The 21,955-nt window shown below is 71.3% G+C and carries 20 protein-coding genes; 8 read left to right on the top strand and 12 right to left on the bottom strand.

From position 1 onward, the window contains the following. Positions 1-55: 55 nt before the first annotated feature. Positions 56-871, top strand: a complete 816-nt coding sequence (locus tag KF708C_RS19580) for a hypothetical protein (RefSeq protein ID WP_059412979.1) — start codon at positions 56-58, stop codon at positions 869-871. Between the two features lie 31 nt (positions 872-902). Here KF708C_RS19580 and KF708C_RS19575 read toward each other — a convergent pair whose 3' ends face one another. Next, positions 903-1,595, bottom strand: coding sequence for a glutathione binding-like protein (locus tag KF708C_RS19575; protein WP_020203668.1), 693 nt, complete (start codon positions 1,593-1,595; stop codon positions 903-905). 191 nt (positions 1,596-1,786) lie between these two features. Then, complete coding sequence (locus tag KF708C_RS19570; RefSeq protein WP_059412978.1) at positions 1,787-3,049, bottom strand: acyl-CoA dehydrogenase family protein; 1,263 nt, start codon at positions 3,047-3,049, stop codon at positions 1,787-1,789. Positions 3,050-3,215: 166 nt separating this feature from the next. Between KF708C_RS19570 and KF708C_RS19565 the strand changes: the two genes are divergently transcribed. Next, the gene (locus KF708C_RS19565; protein WP_020203670.1) at positions 3,216-4,148 is read left to right on the top strand and encodes a LysR family transcriptional regulator; all 933 of its coding nucleotides are present in this window, start codon (positions 3,216-3,218) and stop codon (positions 4,146-4,148) included. A gap of 56 nt (positions 4,149-4,204) precedes the next feature. On the opposite strand, the gene KF708C_RS19560 is transcribed toward KF708C_RS19565, so the two are convergent. From KF708C_RS19560 to KF708C_RS19550, 3 genes are all read right to left on the bottom strand, one after another. Next, positions 4,205-5,719, bottom strand: coding sequence for a hypothetical protein (locus KF708C_RS19560; RefSeq protein WP_059412977.1), 1,515 nt, complete (start codon positions 5,717-5,719; stop codon positions 4,205-4,207). Next, complete coding sequence (locus tag KF708C_RS19555; RefSeq protein ID WP_155887960.1) at positions 5,716-6,357, bottom strand: RNA polymerase sigma factor; 642 nt, start codon at positions 6,355-6,357, stop codon at positions 5,716-5,718. The genes KF708C_RS19560 and KF708C_RS19555 overlap by 4 nt, the downstream gene beginning before the upstream one ends. A 64-nt stretch (positions 6,358-6,421) precedes the next feature. Beyond that, the gene (locus tag KF708C_RS19550) at positions 6,422-8,191 is read right to left on the bottom strand and encodes a vWA domain-containing protein (RefSeq protein ID WP_059412976.1); all 1,770 of its coding nucleotides are present in this window, start codon (positions 8,189-8,191) and stop codon (positions 6,422-6,424) included. 238 nt (positions 8,192-8,429) lie between these two features. Here KF708C_RS19550 and KF708C_RS19545 point away from each other — a divergent pair, with 238 nt between their 5' ends. Next, entirely contained in the window at positions 8,430-10,313 is a 1,884-nt protein-coding gene (locus KF708C_RS19545) for a gamma-glutamyltransferase family protein (protein ID WP_020201377.1), read from the top strand. Between the two features lie 163 nt (positions 10,314-10,476). On the opposite strand, the gene KF708C_RS19540 is transcribed toward KF708C_RS19545, so the two are convergent. Beyond that, on the bottom strand, positions 10,477-10,827 hold the full coding sequence (locus KF708C_RS19540) for a winged helix-turn-helix transcriptional regulator (protein WP_059412975.1): 351 nt from the start codon (positions 10,825-10,827) through the stop codon (positions 10,477-10,479). A gap of 102 nt (positions 10,828-10,929) precedes the next feature. On the opposite strand from KF708C_RS19540, the gene KF708C_RS19535 reads away from it, so the two are divergent. Continuing rightward, the gene (locus tag KF708C_RS19535) at positions 10,930-11,256 is read left to right on the top strand and encodes a nuclear transport factor 2 family protein (RefSeq protein ID WP_059412974.1); all 327 of its coding nucleotides are present in this window, start codon (positions 10,930-10,932) and stop codon (positions 11,254-11,256) included. Continuing rightward, on the top strand, positions 11,256-12,035 hold the full coding sequence (locus KF708C_RS19530; RefSeq protein WP_059412973.1) for an SDR family oxidoreductase: 780 nt from the start codon (positions 11,256-11,258) through the stop codon (positions 12,033-12,035). The genes KF708C_RS19535 and KF708C_RS19530 overlap by 1 nt, the downstream gene beginning before the upstream one ends. Positions 12,036-12,065: 30 nt before the next feature. On the opposite strand, the gene KF708C_RS19525 is transcribed toward KF708C_RS19530, so the two are convergent. From KF708C_RS19525 to KF708C_RS19510, 4 genes are all read right to left on the bottom strand, one after another. Continuing rightward, on the bottom strand, positions 12,066-13,073 hold the full coding sequence (locus KF708C_RS19525; protein WP_059412972.1) for a Bug family tripartite tricarboxylate transporter substrate binding protein: 1,008 nt from the start codon (positions 13,071-13,073) through the stop codon (positions 12,066-12,068). A 264-nt stretch (positions 13,074-13,337) separates the two neighbouring features. Beyond that, positions 13,338-14,414: a phosphotransferase gene (locus tag KF708C_RS19520; protein WP_059412971.1), complete on the bottom strand. Its 1,077-nt coding sequence runs from the start codon at positions 14,412-14,414 to the stop codon at positions 13,338-13,340. Positions 14,415-14,501: 87 nt separating this feature from the next. Then, positions 14,502-15,281 carry an oxepin-CoA hydrolase, alternative type gene (locus KF708C_RS19515; RefSeq protein WP_020201383.1) on the bottom strand — a complete coding sequence of 260 codons (780 nt, stop codon included), beginning with the start codon at positions 15,279-15,281 and terminating at the stop codon, positions 14,502-14,504. Positions 15,282-15,381: 100 nt separating this feature from the next. After that, a complete protein-coding gene (locus KF708C_RS19510) occupies positions 15,382-16,905 on the bottom strand; it encodes a 3-hydroxyacyl-CoA dehydrogenase (RefSeq protein WP_059412970.1) in 1,524 nt (507 codons plus the stop codon). A gap of 229 nt (positions 16,906-17,134) precedes the next feature. On the opposite strand from KF708C_RS19510, the gene KF708C_RS19505 reads away from it, so the two are divergent. Then, a complete protein-coding gene (locus KF708C_RS19505; RefSeq protein ID WP_059412969.1) occupies positions 17,135-17,776 on the top strand; it encodes a glutathione S-transferase in 642 nt (213 codons plus the stop codon). A 51-nt stretch (positions 17,777-17,827) separates the two neighbouring features. Here the strand turns inward: KF708C_RS19505 and KF708C_RS19500 are convergent, their stop codons facing one another. Beyond that, complete coding sequence (locus KF708C_RS19500; RefSeq protein WP_059412968.1) at positions 17,828-19,018, bottom strand: pyridoxal phosphate-dependent aminotransferase; 1,191 nt, start codon at positions 19,016-19,018, stop codon at positions 17,828-17,830. A 72-nt stretch (positions 19,019-19,090) separates the two neighbouring features. Then, positions 19,091-19,603: a putative toxin-antitoxin system toxin component, PIN family gene (locus KF708C_RS19495; protein WP_020201388.1), complete on the bottom strand. Its 513-nt coding sequence runs from the start codon at positions 19,601-19,603 to the stop codon at positions 19,091-19,093. A gap of 39 nt (positions 19,604-19,642) precedes the next feature. Here KF708C_RS19495 and yaaA point away from each other — a divergent pair, with 39 nt between their 5' ends. Continuing rightward, complete coding sequence (gene yaaA / locus KF708C_RS19490) at positions 19,643-20,428, top strand: peroxide stress protein YaaA (protein WP_059412967.1); 786 nt, start codon at positions 19,643-19,645, stop codon at positions 20,426-20,428. Positions 20,429-20,529: 101 nt separating this feature from the next. Beyond that, positions 20,530-21,672, top strand: coding sequence for a M14 family metallopeptidase (locus KF708C_RS19485; RefSeq protein WP_059412966.1), 1,143 nt, complete (start codon positions 20,530-20,532; stop codon positions 21,670-21,672). The last annotated feature ends 283 nt before the right edge of the window (positions 21,673-21,955 follow it).

The following is a 21,955-nucleotide window of genomic DNA, read 5'->3' as shown; positions in this document are numbered from 1 at the left end:
CCGGGCAGGCGCGGCATTTGTCCATCTGGCATCCATCCAGCGGAAAGGAGGTGACATGCGTGTGTTTTCCTTGTTCGACGCGCAGATGCGCGGCGAAATCGTGGCCGGCGCGGCGGCTTCGGCGCTGCGCGTCGGCCTGCAGGTCAGGGTGGTGCCGGAAGCCGCGGGCCTGGGCAGCAGCGGCGACTACGTTTTCCTGCGGCAGGGCGCGATGCAGCCCGGCATCGCCGCCGCGCGGGCGGAGTGGTGGGCCTGCCTGTGCGGCGCGGTCAAGGTGACGCCGGCCGGCTGCGCGCCGGTGCTGCTGTCGGCCGGCAGCGTCTATGCGATCCGCCAGGGCGAGCGCCTGCGGCTGGCGGCGCTGCAGGACAGCGTGCTGGTGCGCGCGGTGCTGGACCCGCAGGCGGTGGGGCTGGTGGGCGCCGGGCTGACCAGCAGCTTCGATGCGTTCGCGGCGGGCCAGGCGGAGCGCTGGCGCATGCAGGGCGGGGCTGGCGATGCGCAGGCGGGGCCGGCCAGCGGGCATGCGCCGCCGCGCCTGAACGCGGCCTTCGTGACGATCGCCGAGGGCGAGCCGGCCTGGGCCGAGCGGCTGCGCGCCGGCGGCCTGAACTGGGCCGCGTGCCACGAAGGCACGCTGCGTCTGCAATGGCATTCGCCGTGGCCGCATGTGGAGCGCCAGGTGGCGTACCTGCAGCCCGGCATGGTGTTCGCGCCGGACCCGGAGGAGGGCTACCGCATCGACGCCCTCGATCCCGTGGCCAGCCTGCTGTGCTGCCTGCAGGCGCCGCGGCGCGAGCCGGCCTGCGCGGGCGTGGCGGGCGTGGCGGGCGCAGGGGGCGGCGCGGCGCAGGCGGTCTCGCTGCACTGAGCCGCCGGCGCGCGCAATGACGCCGCGGGCTTCAGCGGCGCTGGTACTGCGTGGCGCCGAACAGGACTTCCCGTTCCTTGTCGTCGCGGATGGGCTTGCGCGCGCCGGCCAGCACCTCCACGCCGCGCTTGACCGCGGGGCGCTCGGCGATCTCGTTGAACCAGCGCTTCAGGTGCGGGTAGTCGTCCAGCTCCACGCCCTGGTTCTGCCAGCTGCGCAGCCACGGGAAGGTGGCGATGTCCGCCACCGTGTACATGTCGCCGGCCAGCCACGGATGCGCCGACAGGCGCTTGTCGATCACGCCGTACAGGCGGCGCGCCTCGTTGGTGTAGCGGTTGATGGCGTACTCGATCTTTTCCGGCGCGTACATGCGGAAGTGATGGGCCTGGCCCAGCATCGGGCCCACGCCGCCCATCTGGAACATCAGCCATTGCAGCGCCTCGTACTTGCCGCGCACGTCCTCGGGCAGGAACTTGCCGGTCTTGCCGGCGAGGTAGAGCAGGATCGCGCCGGACTCGAACAGCGAGATGGGCTGGCCGTCCGGGCCGTCGCTGTCGACGATGGCGGGGATCTTGTTGTTCGGGCTGATCTTGAGGAAATCGGGTTCGAACTGGTCGCCGGCGCCGATGTTGACGGCATGGACCTTGTACTCGAGGCCGCACTCCTCGAGCATGATGTGGATCTTGTGGCCGTTGGGCGTGGGCCAGGAATAGGCGTCGATCATCGGGGAGGGGCTCCTGGGAAGGATCGCTGCGATCGCCGTGCCTGCTGCGATCGCGTGGAGGTTGGGCCGCCACCTCAACGCCGAGGTGGCGAACCGCGCGATTTAAGCACAGAAGAAAAAAACGCGCAGACGAGGCTGCGCGTTTCCATTCCGGCGGCAGGGGATGCATCCCCGCCGCGGCGGCGGCGGGCTCAGAAGCCGCGCGTGACCGGCATGGAGATGTCGTCCGGGTTGATGTTCATGTGCTTGGCCAGCTCCAGCTTGGCGATGGCATTGCGGTGCACCTCGTCCGGGCCGTCGGCCAGGCGCAGCGTGCGCTGGTGCGCCCACCACGAGGCCAGCGGGAAGTCGTCGGAGACGCCGGCCGCGCCGTGCACCTGGATGGCCCAGTCGATCACCTTCAGGGCCATGTTCGGTGCCACCACCTTGATCATGGCGATCTCGGCCTTGGCCACCTTGTTGCCCACGGTGTCCATCATGTAGGCGGCCTTGAGCGTGAGCAGGCGCGCCATCTCGATGTCGCAGCGGGCCTCGGCGATGCGCTCGCGCGTCACGCCCTGCGCCGCCACCGGCTTGCCGAAGGCCACGCGCTTGAGCGCGCGCTGGCACAGCAGTTCGAGCGCGCGCTCGGCCACGCCGATGCTGCGCATGCAGTGGTGGATGCGGCCCGGGCCGAGGCGGCCCTGGGCGATCTCGAAGCCGCGCCCTTCGCCGAGCAGGATGTTGGCCGCCGGCACGCGCACGTTCTCCAGCTCGATCTCCATGTGGCCGTGCGGCGCGTCGTCGTAGCCGAACACCGGCAGGAAGCGCTTGATGGTGATGCCCGGGGTGTCGGCCGGCACCACGATCATCGACTGCTGCTCATGGCGCCCGGCGTCCGGGTTGGTCTTGCCCATCACGATGTAGACCTGGCAGCGCGGGTCGCCCGCGCCCGACGACCACCACTTGGTGCCGTTGATCACGTATTCGTCGCCGTTGCGCTCGATGCTGCAACTGATGTTGGTGGCGTCGGACGAGGCCACGGCCGGCTCGGTCATCAGGAAGGCCGAGCGGATCTCGCCGCGCAGCAGCGGCTCCAGCCAGCGGTCCTTGAGCGACTCGGAGGCGTAGCGCTCCAGCGTTTCCATGTTGCCGGTGTCCGGCGCGGCGCAGTTGAACACCTCGGCCGACCAGGGCACCCGGCCCATGATCTCGCACAGCGGCGCGTATTCGAGGTTCGACAGGCCTTCCGGCGCGCGCTTGGAATGCGGCAGGAACAGGTTCCACAGGCCCGCCTCGCGCGCCAGCGGCTTGAGTTCCTCGATCACCTTGGTCGGGACCCAGGCGTTGCCGGCCTGGCGGTTGGCCTGGATTTCCGCGTAGAAGCGCTTCTCGTTCGGATAGATGTGCTTGTCGAAGAAGGCCAGCAGGCGCGCCTGCATTTCCTTGACCTTGGGGGTGTACTCGAATTCCATGTTGTCTCCTCCACCTCTGCATGAGAGCCCGGGAGCCGCTGCCGGCCCCGGCGGACGCGGTCTGCGTCGACTGGGGAGGACTCTACCGCAATCCAGATAATTAGAAAAATGAATTCTCTGGATTTGCCAGTATCAATAGGGTGCATTCCGTGCCAGAATCGACGCCATGCAGCTCTCCCGCATCGACCTCAATCTCTTCGTCGTCTTCGACGCCATCTACAGCGAAGGCAGCATCACCGCGGCCGCGCGCCAGCTCAACCTGACGCAGCCCGCGGTGAGCCACGCGCTGGGGCGCCTGCGCACCCTGTTCGACGACCCGCTGTTCGAGCGGCGCGGGCAGGGCATGGCGCCCACGCCGCTGGCGCGCTCGCTGGCCGCCGAGGTGCGCGCTGCGCTGCAGTCGTTCGCGCGCACCTTGCAGGACACGCCGCACTTCGACCCGGCCGCCACCGTGCGCCGCTTCACCATCGGCATGCGCGACGCGCTCGAATCCACGCTGCTGCCGCCGCTGATGGCGCGCGTGACCGCGATGGCGCCGCAGGTGGAGATCGCGGCGATCCGCTTCGATAGGCGCGAGATGGAGTCCGAGCTGCTGGCCGGCACGCTCGATGCCGCCATCGACATCCTGCTGCCGGTCTCGCCCGCCATCCACCACGCGCCGTTCATGGCCGACCCGATGGTGGTGCTGGCGCGCCGCGACCATCCGCTGGTCAAGAAGGAACTGACGCTGGAGCGCTACCTGGCGGCCGAGCACGTGCATGTGTCGTCGCGCCGGCGCGGCGCCGGGCTGGAAGACCAGGCGCTGCACCGCATGGGCCTGACGCGCCGCGTGCGCCTGCGCTGCCAGCACTACGCGGCGGCCTGCCGCGTGGTGAGCTGCACCGACCTGCTGGCCACGCTGCCGCTGCGCTACGCGCGCATCGCCAACGAGCCCTACGCCAACCGGCTGCTGTCGCTGCCGTTCAAGGTGCCGTCGCTGGAACTGCACCTGTACTGGCACGCCGGCGGCGAGAACGACGGCGCCAACCGCTGGTTGCGCGAGCAGTTGCTGGCGGTAATCGCCGCGCTGGGCGGGCAGGGCGAGGCGGCGCCGGGCTGAGGCGCGCGTTTTTTCCACTTGCCTGTTTCTCCGCCTGCCTTTTCCCCGCGCGCCGTTCAGCGCGCGCCGTCGTCGATGCGCTCGATGCGCACGGTATCCGGCGGCAGCGTGCTGTCGGCCTGCACCGCGTAGGGCAGCGGCGGGCGGCGCGCCGCCGGCACCGCCTGCCATAAGCGCGCGGCCCAGGCGCGGACCGCTGGGCTGTCCGGCGCCGCCGCCGTGATGCGCAGGGCCAGCGGCGCGGCGCTGGCCTGCTCCGCGCCCGGCGCATCCGGGATCAGGCGCTCCAGCGCCAGTTGCGGCTCCAGCCGCAGGCCCATCGTCACCGCTTGCGCGGGCTGCGCGAGCGAGTGCACGGCCTGGTCCGACGGTGCCGCGCGCAGCGCCCAGCGATGTCCCTGCAAGGCCCGCGCCGGCGCGGGGGACGCGGCCGGCGGCGCCGGGGCGATGGCGGCGGGCTGCGGCACCGGGGCGATCGCCGCCGGCGCGGGCGCGGCAATGCGCGGCGCCAGGGCCGGCGGAGCGGGCGGCACCGGCAGCGGCGCCGTGGCCGGAGCGACTGGCGCGACTGGCGCAGCCGGCGCAACCGCGGCCGGTGCCGGCGGCGCGGTTGGCGATGCGGCATCCGCCGCGGCCGGGCCGGCGGCGGGTCCGGCGCGATCCGCGCGCGTTTCCGGGACGGCCGGCGCGGCGGCTGCGGCGGGCGATGTGGCAGGCGATGTGGCGGGTGATGCGGACTTGCGCGCGTCGCCATCCGGCGCCGGCGTGGCTGGCGCTTCCTGCGCGGGACGGGCCCTGGCCGCCGCGGCAGGCTCTTGCGCGGGCGCCGGATGGGGCGGCGCGGCCGGCGCGGTGGCGGGCGGCGGGGCCGCGACGTTCGTCGCCGGCGCGGGCTCCGGCGTCTGTGCCTGCGTTTGTGCTGGCGCTGGCGCGGCCGGGCTGGCGGGCGTGGCCTGCGGCTCGCTTGCCTGGCGCGTGGCGTGGGGCGTGTCCGGCAGCAGCAGCGCGCCGTCGCGCACGTCCATCTGCCGGAGCACGATCTGCAGCGACAGCGCGGCCACGCCGAGCGTGCCCGCCAGCACGCCCAGCGCGGGCCACCAGCGGCGCGCGCGGCGCGGCGCGGCGGGCTGGCCGGCGGCGGGCGCGGTGTCCCGCTGCGCCGCCTGCTGCTGCTGCGCCTCGGCCTGTTCGCGCAGCCACGCCTGCGCCGCCGCGCCGACCGGCGCGCCCAGCACGCGCTGCGGGCTGTCGCCGCGCCGCACTTCTTCCAGCACGGCCGCGCGGCGGCCGGCCTGCGCGGCTTGCAGGCGCGCGGCTTCCGCCATCACGGCGGCCTGCAGGCCGGCGGACGGGGTGAACGTGGCGCCGGCATCGGCATCGGCGCTGGCTGCGCCATCGGCTGCGTTCGTGTTCGCGTTCGTGGCTGCGCGCGCCTGCCGCGCGGCCTGCGCGGCGCGCGCCGCGGCCATGACCGCGGTTTCCAGCGAGGGCGGCGGCGTGAACGGCGGCAGCGCGCGCAGCAGCGCCGCGAGCCGGTCCTCGCCGGCGATGAAGCGTTCGTCCGCGCTCATGGCTGGCGCTCCTGCGGTGCCACCGCCGCCAGGCTCTCGCGCAGCCGCGCGAAGGCGTAGCGCAGCCGGCTCCTGACGGTCTCGAACTTCTCGCCCAGCGTCTGCGCGATTTCCTCCACGCTCATCTCGCTGAAGAAGCGCAGCACGATCACTTCGCGCTGCGCCGCCGGCAGCGCCATCAGCGCCTGCCGCACGCCCTGCAGGTTCTGCCGCAGCGCGGCCTCGGCCTCGGGGCTGAGGTCGCCGGCGGGCAGCGCGAGGTGGTCTTCGCCGAGCGTGTCGCGCTGGCGCTCGTAGGCGCCGCGCAGCGTGTCGAGCCAGGTGTTGCGCGCGATCTGGAACAGGAAGGTGCGCAGCGCCGCGCTGGGCTGGTAGTCGCCGCAGCGGGTCATCAGCTTGACCCAGGTCTTCTGGGTCACGTCCTCGGCCTCGCCCGTGTTGCCCTGGCACAGCCACGCCACGTAGTTGTACAGCGCCGCGTTGTGGCGGCGGAACAGCTCGGCCACCGGCTGCTCGATCAGGCCGTTGGCGACCAGCAGCATGAGGTCGGTGTCGGCCAGCGCGGACAGGCCGGCGGCGGGCTGGGCTGGCGGGGCATGCGCGCTGGCGGGCATGCGGTCGGGCGCGGAGGCATTCATGCGCGGCAGTATATGACAGCGCCGCGCATCGTCGCGGGCCGCGCGCGGCGCCACCGCGCGTGCTTCAGGGCCGCGGCGCGGGGCCGTCGCCCTGCGCCAGCGGCGCATGCGTCGACAGGGCCTGCGCCAGGTCCACGAGCTGGAGGAACTCGCCGCGGTAGCCGAAGCGGTCGTCGCCGCGCGCGCCGAGCGCGAGCGCGCGCGCATCGGCATAGCGCCAGGTGCCGGCATGGCTGCCGCCGCGCAGCAACTGGCCGAAGCCGGCCACCGCGGCGGCGAAGCGGAAGGCATCGCCGGCCTGCGCCAGCGGCCGCACCGCGCCGGCCGGCACCGCCAGTTCCAGCAGTTCGCTGGCCTGCGCCTGCGGGCGCTTGTAGCGCAGCTTGACGTGGGCCAGTTCGCCGGCGTTGCCGCTTGCGGCCGGCGCGCGCTGGTAGCGCAGCGGATCGATCAGGCCGGGCCTGCCGGCCAGCGTCAGCTCGTAGAGCGCGGTCACGGTGTGCCCCGCGCCGATGTCGCCGGCATCCACCTGGTCGTTGTTGAAGTCCTCGCGTTTCAGGGTGCGGTTCTCGTAGCCGATCAGGCGGTACTCGCTGACCGTGGCCGGGTTGAACTCGACCTGGATCTTGACGTCGCGCGCCACCGTGGCGAGCGTGGAGCTCATCTCCTCGACCAGCACCTTGCGGCCTTCCATCAGGTTGTCGATGTACGAGTACGCGCCGTCGCCGGCGTCGGCCAGTTGCTCCATCAACTGGTCGTTGTAGTTGCCGGTGCCGAAGCCCAGCGTGGACAGCGACACGCCCGACCTGCGCTTTTCCGCGACCATCGCCTTGAGCTCGCGGAAGTCGGTGACGCCCACGTTGAAGTCGCCGTCGGTGGCCAGCAGCACGCGGTTGATGCCGCCGGCGATGAAGCTCTGCTGCGCGGCCTGGTAGGCCAGCGCGATGCCGCTGGCGCCGGCGGTGGCGCCGCCCGCCACCAGCGCGTCGATGGCGGCGGCGATGGCCGTCTTGTCGCTGCCCGGCGTGGGCGGCAGCGCCACGCGCGTGCCGCTGGCGTAAGTGACCAGCGTGATGCGGTCCTGCGGGCGCAGCGCGCCGGTCAGCAGCTTGAGCGAGGACTTGAGCAGCGGCAGCTTGTCGGCCGAATACATCGAGCCGGACACGTCGACCAGGAACACCAGGTTGGCCGGCGGCAGGCTCGCGCGCGCCGTGTCGGCGGCCTTGATGCCGATGCGCAGCAGCACGTTGCCGGCCTGCCACGGCGCGGGCGCGGCTTCGGCGTGCACGGCGAAGGGCCGGCCGTCGCGCGGCGGCGCGTAGTCGTAGGGGAAGTAGTTGACCATTTCTTCCACGCGCACCGCGTCGGCCGGCGGCAGGCGGCCCGCGTTGAGCAGGCGGCGCACATTGCTGTAGCTGCCGGTGTCGACGTCGATGCCGAAGGTGGAGACCGGCGCCTGCGCGACCTGCTGCACGCCGTTTTCCTCGATGGCGCCGTAGCGCTCGCGCGCGGGCCCGGCGCGCCAGTCGGGCTGCGGCTGGCGCGCGGCGATCGCGGCGTGCGTCCCGCGCGGGCCGAGGTGGAGCGGCGCGCGTGCGTCGGCCTGCGCGTCGGCCTGCGCTTCGGCCCGGCCGGCCTTCGCGGCGGGGACGGCCGGCGCCGGAAACGCCATTGCCGGCGCGGTGGCGAAGGGCTCGCTGGGCAGGATGACAGGGGCAGGCAGCGGGTAGGCCGTGCCGCTATCGGCGGCGGGGTTCGCCTGCTGGTTCGGGGACGGTCCGCCGCATGCGGCCATTGCGAGGGCAACGGCCAGGACTGCCGGGCGCTTGTGCATGTCGATTTCTCCGGAAAGGGCCGCGCCGGCGGTGCCGGCGCCGGGGCACTGCGGGTGAAACGAAGCAGCCCGGCGGGCGGGGTTAAGGCGGCGCAAAAAAAGCGGGCAGCCTGCCGCGCCGCGGGCCGGACCACGATCGGCGCGCGCGGTCCATCCGGTCTGTCCCGCAGCCGGCGGCGGGTGCCGCGCGCGGGCGGGCGCCCTACAATGCAGGTTTCCCCCCCAGGAGGAGTTCGGCATGGCAATCCAGGCATATTCCCCGGCGCTCTGGCGTGGCCCGCTCGCGGCCGCCGCGGCGCTCGCGCTGCTAGGCGCCTGCTCGACCCAGACCGGCGCGCCGCCGGCCGCCGGCGCCGCTCCCGCCGCATCGGCCGCGTCCGCGGTTGCCGCGCTGCCGCCCGCGCCGGAAGTGGCATCGGGCTACCGGCAGGGCATGACCACCACGTTCGCGGACCGGCACATGGCGGCGGCGGCCAACCCGCTGGCCACCGAGGCGGGCCGCAAGATCCTGCGCGACGGCGGCTCCGCCATCGACGCGGCGATCGCCATGCAGGCCGTGCTGACGCTGGTCGAGCCGCAGGCCACCGGCATCGGCGGCGGCGCCTTCATCATGTACTGGGACGGCAAGCGCGTGCAGGCCTACGACGGCCGCGAGACCGCGCCCGCTGGCGCCGGCGAAAACCTGTTCCTGCGCCCCGACGGCAAGCCCATGAGCTTCAGCGAAGGCCAGATCGGCGGCCGCTCGGTGGGCACGCCCGGGGTGCTGCGCGCGCTCGAGCTGGCGCACCGCCAGCACGGCAGGCTGGCCTGGGCGAAGCTGTTCCAGCCCGCCATCGAGCTGGCCGAGAAGGGTTTCCCGATCTCGCCGCGCCTCTACACGCAGATCGCCGCCGACAAGTTCCTGCCGGATTCGCCCGAGCTGGCCGCCTATTTCCTCGGGCCCGACGGCAAGGCCAAGCCGGCCGGCACCATGCTGAAGAACCCGGCGCTGGCGCGCACCCTGCGCGAGATCGCGCGGCGCGGGCCCAATGCGCTGTACGCCGGCCCGGTCGCCGCCGACATCGTCAGGCAGGTCAACGGCAGCGCCAACCCGGGCTCGCTCTCGCTGGCGGACCTGCGCGACTACCGCGCCAAGGAACGCGTGCCGGTGTGCAGCGACTACAAGCGCTGGAAGATCTGCGGCATGCCGCCGCCGTCGTCGGGCGGCATCGCCATCGCGCAGATGCTCGGCACGCTGCAGGCGCTGGAGGCGCGCGACCCGAAATACGCGCTGGCGGCGATGACGCCGCGGCAGGTGGCTTCGCCGGCCGGCTTCGAGCCTACCGTGGACGCCGTGCACGCGGTGTCGGAAGTGGGACGCCAGGCCTACGCCGACCGCGGGCTCTACGTGGCGGACTCGGACTTCGTGCCGGTCAACGTGGCCGGGCTGATCGACCGCGACTACCTGGCCCAGCGCGCCGCGCTGATCGGCGACCGGAGCACGGGCAAGGCCGAGCCCGGCGTGCCGCCCGGCACGCGGGTCGCGTTCGCGCCGGACCGCTCGCCGCCGCGCGTGTCGACCTCGCAGATCGTGGCGGTGGACAACGCCGGCGGCGCGATCTCGATGACCACCACGGTGGAGAGCTATTTCGGCTCGCACCTGATGGTGCGCGGCTTCGTGCTGAACAACCAGCTCACCGATTTCTCGTTCGTGCCGAGCGAGAACGGCAAGCCGGTCGCCAACCGCGTGCAGGCCGGCAAGCGCCCGCGCTCGTCGATGGCGCCGACGCTGGTGTTCGACCGCGAGACCGGCAAGCTGGCCGCCACGGTGGGCTCGCCCGGCGGCTCGCAGATCATCGAGTACGTGTCCAAGACGCTGGTGGGCCTGCTGGACTGGAACATGGACGTGCAGGCGGCCATCAACCTGCCCAACTTCGGCAGCCGCAACGGCCCGACCGAGCTGGAAGCGGGACTCGTCAGCCCGGCGCTGGCGCAGGGCCTGGCCGCGCGCGGGCACCAGGTGGCGCAGATCGAGATGACCAGCGGCACGCAGGCCATCGTGCGGCGCCAGCGCCCGGACGGCAAGTGGGCGTGGGCGGGCGGCGCCGATCCGCGGCGCGAAGGGGTGGCGCTGGGGGATTGAGCGAGGCCGGCCTGCCGTTTGTTTTCTCCCCTCTCCCATTTCATGGGAGAGGGGAGCCAACCGTCGGTGATCGGAGGTCTGTCAGCAATTCGAGGCCGGCTCGCGCGAGCCGGCCTTTTTCGTTTCACGCCATCGCCAGCCGCCGCGCGGCCGGGCGCGCCGGTCAGTCCCCGCTTTCCTTCCCCGCGGGCAGCGCTCTCTGCTCCGACCACAGCAGCAGCGCATCGAGCGCCGGGCACAGCGCCTGCCCCCACGCGGTCAGGCGGTACTCCACCTTGGGCGGGACCTGCGCATAGACCTGCCGCGCCACGATGCCGTCGGCTTCGAGCTGGCGCAACTGCTGGGCCAGCATCTTCTGCGAGACGGCGGGGATCAGCCGCTCCAGGTCCGAGAAGCGCCGCACCTTGCCGTCGAACAGGTGGAACAGGATGACCAGCTTCCAGCGCCCGTCGATCAGCCGCAGCATCTCTTCCACGCCGATGGCGGCCGTCGCGGGCGTATAGACCTTTCTCATGGGTGGGTAGCTTACTTTTTCGTGCGTTCTTGATGGGCGGGCAGCTTATGCCGAGAATCCCGGTATCGCAAATTCCTGCCGCAATCCCGGGCACCGAAAACCATGAGCTTGCCACTGCCTGACGCCATTGCCACCTTTTTCGCGGTCAGCAACGGCGCCGACGACGCGCTGCTGGCGCATTGCCTGGCGCACGATGCCGCCGTGCGCGACGAAGGCCGCACCCACGAGGGACCAGAGGCCATCCGGGCCTGGCTGCGCGACGCGCGGCGCAGGTATGCGTACCGCGTCGAGCCGCTGGAAGCATCGCGGCAGGGGGACGGCGTGAGCGTGATGGCCGAGGTTGCCGGCGATTTTCCCGGCAGCCCGGTCCGGCTCGCGCACGTGTTCGGGCTGCGCGGCGGCCGCATCGCATCGCTGGAGATCGGCTGATGGGCATGGACCTCGAGCTGAAGGGGCGGCGCGTCCTCGTGACCGCCGGCACCAGGGGCGTCGGCGCGGCCGTGGTGGCGCGCTTTCGCGAGTCGGGCGCGCGCGTCGTGACGACGGCGCGCACGCGCCCCGATGCCTTGCCGCAGGCGCTGTTCGTCGATGCCGACCTGACCACGGAGGATGGTTGCGCCGCGGTGGCGGCGGCGGTCGGCGAGCGCCTGGGCGGCGTGGACATCGTCGTCCACGTGCTGGGCGGCTCGTCGGCGCCGGCGGGTGGTTTCGCCGCGCTCGACGACGCCGCGTGGTACCGCGAGCTGCATCTGAACCTGTTCCCGGCGGTGCGGCTGGACCGGGCCTTGCTGCCCGGCATGCTGGCGCAGGGCGCGGGCGTCATCATCCACGTCACCTCGATCCAGGACCGGCTGCCGCTGCCGGCATCCACCACGGCCTACGCCGCGGCGAAGGCCGCGCTGTCGACCTACAGCAAGAGCCTGTCGAAAGAGGTGACGCCGAAGGGTGTGCGCGTGGTGCGCGTCGCGCCCGGCTGGGTCGAGACCGAGGCCGCCGTGGCGCTGGCCGAGCGGCTCGCGCGGCAGGCGGGCACCGACTACGAGGGCGGCAAGCGGATCATCATGGATGCGCTCGGCGGCATTCCGCTCGGGCGTCCGTGCAAGCCGGCCGAGGTGGCGGACCTGATCGCCTTCCTGGCTTCGCCGCGCGCGGCGGCGATCAGCGGCACGGAATACGTGATCGACGGCGGGACCATCCCCACGGCGTAGCGTGGCCGGGCCCCGCGCCGGGGCCCGGCTTCAGTCGAGCCGCACGTCGGCCTGCTTGACCACCGCGGCCCAGCGCGCGCGCTCGGCGACGAAGAACTTGTTGGTCTCGGGCGGCGTCATGGTCACGACCTCGGCGCCCTGGCCGGCCAGCTGCGCGCGCACTTCCGGCGTGCGGATGATGCGGATCAGCTCGGCGCTGATGCGCGCCACCAGCGCGTCGGGCATGGCGGCCGGGGCCATCACGCCCTGCCACGTGCCGGACTCGAAGCCGGGCACGCCCTGTTCGGCGATGGTCGGCACCTGGCCCACCAGCGGCATGCGGGTCTTCTTGGACACCGCCAGCACCTTGAGCTTGCCGGCCTGCACCTGCGGCAGCGTCGCCAGCATGCCGTTCATCAGCACCTGTGCCACGCCGCCCACGGTGTCGGCCACGGCCTGCGAGCCGCCCTTGTAGGGCACGTACTGCCACTTGGCGCCGGTGGCCTGCGCCACCGCCACGCCGGCCAGGTGCGGCGCGCTGCCGATGGCGGTGACGGCGAAATTGAGCTGGGTGCGCTTGGACAGCTCCACCAGTTCCTTGAGGTTATTGGCCTGCACCGACGGATGCACCACCAGCAGGTGCGGCGAGTAGGCCAGCATCGACACGCCCTTGAGGTCCTTGCCCGGATCGAAGGTGAGCTTGGTGTAGACCGACGGGCTGATCGCCAGCGCGCCGACGTCGCACAGCAGCAGCGTGTGGTTGTCGGTGCCGGCCTGCGCCACCATCGCGGCGCCGATGTTGCCGTTGGCGCCGGGGCGGTTGTCCACCACGATGGGCTGGCCGAGCGCCTCGCCGAGCTGCTTGCTGATCAGGCGCGCGATGATGTCGGACGAGCCGCCGGCCGGGTAGGGCACGACCAGGCGGATGGGGCGGGTGGGCCAGTCGGCGGCCTGCGCGGCGGACGACAGAAGGGTGCCTGCGGCGCCCAGGCCGCCCGCGGCGGCGGTGGCGCCCAGGGCGGAAAGCTGGCTGAGGAAGGTGCGGCGGGTGGTCGGCATTGCTGCTGTCTCCGGTATGGCTTCGTTGTATGTTGTCGTATGTGTTGGATGATAGCTTGAAGTTTCCGGCTGGTCTAGGGGCGGGTTTTTGCTGACATGCCGCGACTGTGGCTTGTTCTGCGCATTCCGCGATCAGGCGGCGTCATCAAATACACATCGTGTGATACGACAACATGGCCCGAAAAAAAAGCCCCGTTCCCGGCAGGGAAGCGGGGCTTGCCGCGCCGTGGCCCGCGCCGCGGGCCGGCGCGGCCGGGCGTGGACCTATTGCCTGGCCTTCCTGGCGTATTCCCAGCCCATTTCCGCCATCGGCCGCGCGCGCTTGCCGGCGTCCAGGGCCTGCGCCGACGAGGCGGTGCCGTCCACCACGCGCTTCATGATGCCCTGCAGGATGCCGGCGATGCGGAACATGCTGAAGGCGAGGTAGAAGTTCCAGTCGCCGGTGATGGGGCGGCCGGTGCGCTGCTCGTAGGTGCGGCGGTAGGCGGCTTCGTCGGGGATGCCCAGGCTCCGGTAGTCCAGCCCGGCGATGCCGCGGAACTGGCCGGGCGCGATGTGCCAGCTCATGCAGTGGTAGCCGAAGTCGGCCATCGGATGGCCCAGCGTGGACAGCTCCCAGTCCAGCACCGCCAGCACGCGCGGCTCGGTGGGGTGGAACATGAGGTTGTCGAGGCGGTAGTCGCCGTGCACGATCGAGGTCAGGTCGGCGTCCTCGCGCGGGATGTGCCCGGGCAGCCAGGCCATCAGCGAATCCATCGCGGGAATGCTCTCGGTCTCGGACAGCTTGTACTGCTTGCTCCAGCGCTCGATCTGGCGCGAGAAGTAGTTGCCCGGCTTGCCGTAGTCGCCCAGCCCGATGGCCTGGTAGTCGACCGTGTGCAGCGCGGAGATGACGCGGTTCATCTCGTCGTAGATGGCGGCGCGCTCGGCCGTGCTCATGCCGGGCAGCGACTGGTCCCACAGCACGCGGCCGGCGACGAATTCCATGATGTAGAAGGCGCGCCCGATCACCGCCTCGTCCTCGCACATGGCGTACATCTTCGCCACCGGCACGTCGGTGCCGGCCAGCGCGGCCATCACGCGGTATTCGCGCTCGATGGCGTGCGCCGAGGGCAGCAGCTTCGATTTCGGGCCGGGCTTGGCGCGCATCACGTAGGTCCGGCCCGGCGTGATCAGCTTGAAAGTGGGGTTGGACTGGCCGCCCTTGAACTGCTCGATGGCCAGCGGGCCGGCGAAGCCGGCCACGTGCTGGCCCATCCACGCTTCCAGGGCGGCGAGGTCGAAGCGCTGCTGCTCGGCCACCGGCCGCGTGCCTTCGAAGTTCGAAACGTTTTCGCTCATGCTGTCTCCGTTCTTGGTCTGTTCCGGGTGTTCCGTGTGCTGGCGTGGCCCGCCCGTCTGCGCGGGCATGTCCGGCCGGCCGCGCGCCTAGCGGTAGCGCGGCTTGCGTTTTTCCAGGAAGGCGCCGATGCCTTCACCGCCGTCCTTGTGGTGCAGCGCGGCCACGAAGTTGTCGCGCTCCTCGGCCAGGTGCTGGGTGAGGCTGGCGGTGCCGGCGTGGTTGATCAGCGCCTTGATGCGGCCCACCGCGTGGGGCGACTGCTCGGCCAGCGCTTCGGCCAGCCGCAGCGCCTCGGTGAGCGCCTGCCCGTGCGGCACCACGCGGTTGACCAGGCCGAAGTGGGCCAGGCGCGCGGCGTCGGCGGGCTTGCCTTCCATCATCAGCTCGGAGGCAAGCTGGCGCGGCAGCGCGCGCGCGAGCTCGTAGGAGCCGCCGCCGTCCGGGGTCAGGCCGACCTTGACGTAGGCCATGACGAACTTGGCGTCGCTGGCGGCCACCACGAAATCGCAGGCCAGCACCAGCGAGAAGCCGGCGCCCGCGGCCGGGCCTTCCACCGCGGCGATGATGGGCTTGGGAAACGCGTGCAGCGTTTCGATCCAGTGGTTGAGGACCTCGATGCTTTCGGCCTGCACCGACTGCGGCCTGGCGCGGTTGGCGAGCAGGCGGTTGAGGTTGCCGCCGGCGCAGAACGTGCCGTCGGCGCCGGTGATGACCACCGCGCGCACTTCGTCGTCGCGCGCGGCCTGTTCCAGCGCTTCCTGCGACGCCGCGTAGATGTCCGGGTGCAGCGCGTTGCGCGCCTCGGGGTTCGAGATGGTCAGCACCAGCGTGGTGTCGACGCGTTCGGAAAGCAGCTGAGCGGTCATGGCGGCGGGGCGGGAAACGAGGCGGCGCGGAGGCGGAGTCCGCGCCGGCCGGGGGCGGATGCGAAACGACCGCAGGCCGGGGGGCTTGCGGTCGCGCGGATTACTGCTCTTCGGCCAGCAGCGACAGGCCGAGGCCGGCGCGGCGCCACAGCCACGGGCTGGGGCGGTAGCGCATGTCGCCGGTCAGGCGCTCCAGGTTGCGCAGCACGGTCAGCACCAGGTCCGGGCCGATCGCGTCGCCCAGCGCCAGCGGGCCCTTGGGATAACCGAGGCCCAGGTTGACGGCGAGGTCGATGTCGACCGGCGTGGCGATGCGCTGCTGCGCGATGTCGCTGGCGATGTTGACGATGGAGCAGACGATGCGCTGGGCCACGAAGCCGGCCGAGTCGCGGATCACCGTGACCGGCACGCCGTCGGCGCCGAACAGGCCGTGCGCGGCCTCGCGCGCGGCGGCGGTGGTGGCCGGCGTGGTCATCAGCGTGCGGCGCTTGGTGGCCTCGAACGGCATCAGCGTGTCGATGGCGACCACGCGGCTCGGGTCCAGGCCTTCGTGCAGCGCGCAGGCGGTGGCGTCCAGGCCCAGCGGCGTGACCACGATCAGCGCGTCGGCCGACGGCTGGTTGCCGGCTTCGGCGGTCATGCCCAGCGCGCCGATCAGCTTGACCACCATCGCGTGGCCGCGCTCGTCGGCGTGGCTGACCCAGACGCTGGCCGGGCGCGCGGACGGCGCCGGCACGGCGGCGGGCACCTGCTTCTGGCCGTCCACGTAGCGGTAGAAGCCGGCGCCGGCCTTGCGGCCGATCAGGCCGCCCACCGCGCGGATCGCGGTGATCGGCGAGGGGCGGTAGCGCGGTTCCTGGTAGAACTGGTTGTAGATCGACTCCATCACCGGGTGCGACACGTCCAGCCCGGTCAGGTCCATCAGCTCGAACGGGCCCATGCGGAAGCCGGCCTGCTCGCGCATGATGGCGTCGATGTCGGCGAATTCGGCCACGCCTTCCTGGGCTACCTTGAGGCCTTCGATGTTCATGCCGCGCCCGGCATGGTTGACGATGAAGCCGGGCATGTCCTTGCAGCGCACCGGGGTATGGCCCATGCGGCGCGACAGCGCCATCAGGGCGTCGCCCACGGCCGGGTCGCCGGACAGGCCGTCGATCACCTCGACCACCTTCATCAGCGGCACCGGGTTGAAGAAGTGGTAGCCGGCGACGCGGCCCGGGTGCTTCGCGCCCACGGCGATCGCGGTGATCGACAGCGACGAGGTGTTGGAGGCGATCACCGCCTCCGGACGCAGGATGGCTTCGAGCTTCGCGATCAGGTCGCGCTTGACCTCGAGCTTCTCGACGATGGCCTCGAGCACCATGTCGCAGCCGGCCAGGTCTTCCAGCGCGCTGCAGGGCTTGACGCGGGCGAGGGCGGCGTCGGCGTCGGCCGCGCTGATCTTGCCCTTGTCGGCCAGCTTGGCCAGCATGTCCTGCAGGTATTGCCGGGCGGCCGCCACGGCTTGCGGATTGGTGTCGTACAGGCTGACGGCGAGGCCGGCCTGCGCGGCGATCTGCGCGATGCCCCGGCCCATGGCGCCGGTGCCCACGATGCCGAGGGTGTCGATGGTGAAAGTGCTCATAGTGCGTCCAGAAAGTTGTGGTTAAATTAGCACGAGCGTACGTTTTTTGCATCATCCGCGACAGTGGCGCGGTGCAAGCGGCGTGCGCTGATCGGCCACAGGCAGCCGCCAGAGTCTGCCATGCCACACAATGCGGCCCGGCCCTTGCGTTGGGCAATTCGCCGGGCAATTTTTTCGCGGCCCCGCGCCGCGTCCCCCGCGCGACCCGCACAACAAGGAGAGAGACGACATGCTGAAGCTCTGCGGATTTTCCGCCAGCAACTACTACAACAAGGTCAAGCTGGCCCTGCTGGAAAAGAACCTGCCGTTCGAGGAAGAGCTGGCCTGGCTCGGCGAGACCGATCCCGAAGCCTCGCCGCTGGGCAAGGTGCCCTACATGATCACCGATCGCGGCCCGCTGTGCGAGTCCGAAGTGCTGGACGCCTACATCGAGTCCACCTACCCGCAGGCGCCGCTGCTGCCGGCGGACCCGTTCCAGGCCGGCAAGGTGCGCGAGCTGGTGACGTTCCTGGAGCTGTACCTCGAGCTCACCGCGCGCGAGCTGTATCCGGCGGCCTTCTTCGGCGGCAAGGTGAGCGACGGCACCAAGGAGCGCCAGCGCAGGCTGCTCGAGCGCTATATCCCGGCGTTCGGCAAGCTGGCGAAGTTCTCGCCCTATCTCGCCGGCGACACCTTCACGCTGGCCGACTGCGCGGCCGTGGTGCACCTGCCGCTGGTTTCCGCCTGCACGAAGATCGTCTACGGCGAGGACATGCTGGCCGGGCTGCCGGTCAAGGACTATCTCCGGCGCATGTCGGAGCGGCCCTTGGTGCAGCGGGTCAACGCGGACCGCAAGGCGAATACGGAGCTGATGCTCAGCCGCCGGAAGTAGCGCGGCCGGCGGGCGCGCCGTTGCCGGGGACTGTAGGCGCGCCGACCGCGCCTACAGCGTCTTCAGCCGCTCCAGCGCCAGCGCCAGCGTTTCCTCTTTCTTGGCGAAGCAGAAGCGCACCACGCCGGATTCGCGCGGCTGCGAGTAGAACGCCGACACCGGGATCGCCGCCACGCCGATCTCCTTGGTGAGCCACATCGAGAAATCGGCCTCGCTCATGTCCGAGATGGCCGAGTAATCCACGCACTGGAAGTAGGTGCCGTCGGACGGCAGCAGCTTGAAGCGCGTGCCGGCCAGCCCGGCGCGGAAGTAGTCGCGCTTGGCCTGGTAGAAGTCGGACAGGCCGAGGTAGGGCGCGGGGTCGGCCATGTAGCTGGCCAGCCCGTGCTGCACCGGCGTGTTTACCGTGAACACGTTGAACTGGTGCACCTTGCGGAATTCGGCCGAGAGCGCCGCCGGCGCGGCGACGTAGCCGACCTTCCAGCCGGTCACGTGGTAGGTCTTGCCGAAGCTCGACACCACGAAGCTGCGGCGCGCCAGCTCGGGGTGGCGCGACACGGATTCGTGGCGCTGGCCGTCGAACACCATGTGCTCGTAGACCTCGTCGGACAGCAGCAGGATGTCGGTGCCGGCCAGCAGCCCGGCCAGGCGCTCCATGTCGCCGGCGCGCCAGATGGTGCCGGTGGGGTTGTGCGGCGTGTTGACCATCAGCATGCGCGTGCGCGGCGTGATGGCCGCGGCGATGCGGTCGAACGGCACGCGGAAATGCGGCGCGTCGAGCGCCACCGACACCACCTTGCCGCCGGCCAGCTCGATGGCGGGGATGTAGCTGTCGTAGCACGGCTCCAGCACGATCACCTCGTCGCCCGGGTGGACCGCGCACAGGATGCTGGTGAGGATGCCCTGGGTGGCGCCGGCGGTGACGGTGATCTCGCTGTTCCAGTCATAGGCATGGCCGTACAGCTTGCCGACCTTGTCGGCGATGGCCTGGCGCAGCGCGGGCACGCCCGCCATCGGCGGGTACTGGTTGAGGCCGGCGCGCATGGCGTGGGTCACGGCGTCGACGATCTTCGGGTCGCAGTCGAAGTCCGGGAAGCCCTGGCCGAGATTGACGGCGTTGCGCTCGGCGGCCAGCGCCGACATCACGGTGAAGATGGTGGTGCCGACCTTGGGCAGGCGCGACGGCGGCGGCGTGATCGGCAGGGAAGACGAGGCGGGCTGGACGGAAGGCTGGCTGGACATGGGCGGCGGCGTCGGGCAGGAGCGGCGGTCGGGGATCGGAGAAGCGAACAAGGCGAGAGGCAATGCCGCATTCTAGCGGGGATCGGCCGTTGCCTGCGCGGCGCCGGCGCGCGCCGCCAGCCAGGCCGGGAAGGCCTGCGGCAGCAGGATGTCCACGCCGCTCTGGCGGCGCAGGCGGCCCTTGAGCTTGAGCACGGCCTTGTCCTTGGACACCAGGCAGGCGGCCTGGGCGAAGTGGGCCAGCTCGATGAACTTCTGGTCGTCGGTGTCGCGGCAGCGCGGCAGGCGCGCGGCCAGCGTGTCGGCCTCGGCCGGGATCTCCAGGGCCGTGGTGAGGCGGTCCACGGTGGCCAGCGCGGCCGGGATGTCCACTTCGAAGCGGGCGAATTGCGGATAGGCCAGCACCCGGCGCAGCTCTTCGCGGCAGTCGGGGCGGATCACCGCGGCGATGGCGCCGCCGTGCAGCGCGGCGCGGATGGGCTCGACATGGGGGTCGGCGAAGACCAGCAGGTCGACCCAGATATTGGAGTCGAGCACCACGCGCGGCGCGGCGCCGGCGGGGGCTTCGGTGGAGTGAGATGGCATTCGTTACAATCGGGTCTTTGTGTTTGCCGCGATTTTGCCATGCTCATCGTCCTGTCCCCCGCCAAGTCGCTCGACTACGAGACGCCGGCACGCCTGAAGACCCATACGCTGCCGCGTTTCATCGAGCGCTCGGCGACGCTGATCGCGCGCCTGCGCAAGCTCGCCCCGCAGGACATCGGCGCGCTGATGGACATCTCCGACAAGCTCGCCGTGCTCAACGCCACGCGCTACGGCGACTGGTCGCCCGAGTTCACCGCGGCCAACAGCAAGCAGGCCGTGCTGGCCTTCAACGGCGACGTGTACGAGGGGCTGAACGCGCCGTCGCTGTCGGACGACGACCTCGCCTTCGCGCAGAAACACGTGCGCATCCTCTCGGGCCTGTACGGCGTGCTGCGCCCGCTCGACTGGATGCAGCCCTACCGGCTGGAGATGGGCACGCGCCTGGACACCGCCGCGGGCAAGGACCTCTACACGTTCTGGGGCGACGACGTCACGCGGCTGCTGCAGGATGACTTCAAGGCGCTCAAGGCCGAGGGCGCGCCGGTGCTGGTGAACCTCGCCTCCGAGGAATACTTCAAGGTGGTGCGCCCCAAGGTGCTCGGCGCGCGCATCGTCACGCCGGTGTTCGAGGACTGGAAGGGCGGCCGCTACAAGATCATCTCGTTCCACGCCAAGCGCGCGCGCGGCACCATGACGCGCTACGCGGTGACGCATCGCATCACGGATCCGGCCAGCCTCAAGCGTTTCGCCGAGGACGGCTATGCCTTCGACCCGGACGCATCGGACGACGCGCGCTGGGTCTTCCGCCGGCGCCTGGAAGACTGAGCGGCCGCGCCGCCCGGCCATCGCCGACCCCGTTCCTTGCCGTTGCCGCGCGGCGCCGGCGCGCACGCACCACAGAACCCGCACCACAGAACCCGCACACCATGACCCAAGCCCTGCACATCTCCGCCAGCTTCGACTCGGGCGCCATCGAAGTCGAATCGCTGGCGCAGGCCGGCGACATCCGCCTGCGCATCCGCGCCGACTCGCACGCGGAGTTCCGCCAGTGGTTCCATTTCCGCCTGCAGGGCGCGGCCGGCCAGCCCTGCAGCCTGCGGTTCCTCAACGCGGGCGACTGCACCTATCCGGACGGCTGGCGCGGCTACCACGCGGTGGCCTCGTACGACCGCGCGTACTGGTTCCGCGTGCCGACCGCCTTCGACGGCAGCACCATGACGGTGTCGTTCACGCCCGAGCACGACAGCGTGTGGCTGGCCTACTTCGAGCCGTATCCCGAGGAGCGCCACCTGTCGCTGCTGGCCACCTCGCAGCGCTCGCCGCTGGCGCGCCTGTCGCACCTGGGCAGCACCGTGGACGGCCGCGACATGACCGCGGTCACGGTGGGCAAGCCCGGCGACGGCAAGAAGACCATCTGGATGATCGCGCGCCAGCATCCCGGCGAGACGATGGCCGAGTGGTTCTGCGAAGGCGTGCTGCAGCGCCTGACCGGCACCGGCATGTGGGCCGGCGACCCGGTCGCGCGCCGCCTGCTCGAGCGCGCCGTGTTCCACATCGTGCCGAACATGAACCCCGACGGCGCGGCGCGCGGCAACCTGCGCACCAACGCCGCCGGCGCCAACCTGAACCGCGAGTGGATGGCGCCGAGCCTGCAGGCCAGCCCCGAGGTGTACCACGTGCGCCGCGCCATCGAGGCGACCGGCTGCGACATGTTCTTCGACATCCACGGCGACGAAGGCCTGCCCTACAACTTCGTCGCCGGCAGCGAGATGCTGCCCGGCTTCACCGAGGCCCAGCGCGCCGAGCAGTTGCGTTTCATCGAAGCGTTCAAGCGCGCCACGCCCGATTTCCAGGACGTGTACGGCTACGCCGCCGGCAAGTACAACGCGGACGCGCTCAAGCTGGCCTCGAAGTACATCGGCCATGCCTTCGGCTGCCTGTCGCTGACGCTGGAGATGCCGTTCAAGGACAACGCCGACCAGCCCGACCCGGTGGTCGGCTGGAACGGCGCGCGCAGCGCGCTGCTGGGTGCGGCGATGCTGCAGGCGGTTCTGGCGCAGTTGGATTGAGGGGACGCGGACGAGGGAAAAAGCCCGGGGCGACTGACGAAGCCGCTAGACGCGCCCAAGCCGCCCGAGCTAGCCCAAGCAAGGTGTTCTCCCTCTCCCCTCACGGGGAGAGGGTTGGGGAGAGGGGCGGTTTAGCTAGGAGCCACATCAAGCGGGGCCAGCGGTTTTTTCCAGCATCGCGGCCAGAAACGAAGCCGATGGTTTTTTCCCAGCACGCCAGCATTCGCCAGCGCACCCCTCTCCCGCGAGCGGGAGAGGGGTGCAAACACGCGGTAGCCTCGCT

The sequence above is a fragment of the Cupriavidus basilensis genome (assembly GCF_000876015.1).
In the GTDB taxonomy this organism is placed as follows: Bacteria; Pseudomonadota; Gammaproteobacteria; order Burkholderiales; family Burkholderiaceae; genus Cupriavidus; species Cupriavidus basilensis_B.
This window is presented reverse-complemented; position numbering and strand designations above follow the sequence as displayed.